Origin of the sequence: Corynebacterium sp. HMSC056F09, from assembly GCF_001815785.1 — a bacterium.
Lineage (GTDB): Bacteria > Actinomycetota > Actinomycetes > Mycobacteriales > Mycobacteriaceae > Corynebacterium > Corynebacterium hiratae.
In genome coordinates this window covers 1-208 of sequence record NZ_KV821959.1, presented here as the reverse complement: position 1 = coordinate 208, position 208 = coordinate 1, and the positions used below count along the sequence as shown (strand labels likewise).

Here is a 208-nt window from a genome sequence, read left to right as displayed (position 1 = left end):
ATCCGCTGGCCCCTGAGCGACAGTTTCGTGGTTAGTAGCAATGCGTTCAGCTGCATCTGCACCGATTCTCATCGTCATCAGGGCATTCCACGAGCAGTGCCGAAAAGCATCGCCCTTTCCATTGTGGAGTGATGTGGCGCCAGGAAACCGGTTCTGCACTTCCATACTCGCGGTTGTGGCTGCCTGATTGGCGATGCCGCATGATACT

The 208-nt window shown here is 55.8% G+C and carries 1 pseudogene; it reads right to left on the bottom strand.

The annotated features are described in order from the left end of the window. A pseudogene (locus HMPREF3056_RS13960) lies at positions 1-195 on the bottom strand (hypothetical protein); the annotation flags it as partial. Positions 196-208: the final 13 nt, after the last annotated feature.